The organism is Leptolyngbya sp. CCY15150, assembly GCF_016888135.1.
Lineage (GTDB): Bacteria > Cyanobacteriota > Cyanobacteriia > RECH01 > RECH01 > RECH01.
In genome coordinates, this window is the sequence record NZ_JACSWB010000082.1 from 1 (window position 1) to 828 (window position 828).

Below are 828 nucleotides of genomic sequence, written 5' to 3' on the forward strand. Positions count from 1 at the left end.
TTCGACAGTTGGGATCATCTGCTCACCTTCATGCTGGAAGGTCTAGAGCTAAACATCCCGCCCAATACCAGTTGAATCGTCATACTGAGAATTGCTGACCTTGACCCCATCGGGTAAGCGATGCGCCGCTTGAATCAGCATCTCCCGATACTCGCTCAAGGCGACCGAGGCACTGCGTCGTTTCAACACTCGCCACACCACCGGCAAGGCTCGACCGCGATACACCACCGCCAGGCGCACCAGGCAGTACTCCTGCCAGTACATCGAGGTGTCTAAGCTCAGGTATAAACAGTCTTCCTCCCACGAGGCCAGCGCGGTCTGAATCAGCGGTGCATAGAGGCGATGGACATTGATACGGCTGTTGTGTAGCCACCGGCTCACCCGACGCTGTTTGCTCTGCGCCTGCTTCCCACGACAGGGAAGGTATGGGAGCCATCGGGTGAGACTGACCTCTCCCCGTTGGATTAAGGCTGACACCATCCACAGACAGGCGGTTAAGTGAGTTCGGTGTGCCCAAGGTACTGATTGACCTAGCCAGGTGCTCAGGGCATTGTAGAGGGGGGAGTTTTTTTCACAGTGTTCACGGTTTTGAGTGGTATCTAAGCTTAGAACACTGGCTCCCCTCTCCCTGCCTCAATCGCCCAAAATACCTTGTAGCAAAGCACCCAGCCCTTTGTGGGCAACTTTTGTCAGTCAACCAGCCATAGAGGTCTCCAACCTGCTTGTAAGACATCCCATCAACCCAAGTCATCACCATCCAAGTTGAGGCCGACGGTAGGGTTTCTTTGTCAGTGGTCAGTTGCCAGTAGCGCTGGGCACGTCGTTTGC

At 55.1% G+C, this 828-nt stretch carries 1 protein-coding gene; it reads right to left on the bottom strand.

Features of this window, described 5'->3' with window-relative positions; all coding sequences use genetic code 11:
* Positions 1 to 48 precede the first annotated feature (48 nt).
* Complete coding sequence (locus JUJ53_RS00600; RefSeq protein ID WP_204150054.1) at positions 49 to 480, bottom strand: hypothetical protein; 432 nt, start codon at positions 478 to 480, stop codon at positions 49 to 51.
* Between the last annotated feature and the right edge of the window lie 348 nt (positions 481 to 828).

Excerpts from the sequence above, each read along its gene's own strand:
- JUJ53_RS00600 (WP_204150054.1), bottom strand. The coding sequence starts at position 480 with ATGGTGTCAGCCTTAATCCAACGGGGAGAGGTCAGTCTCACCCGATGG.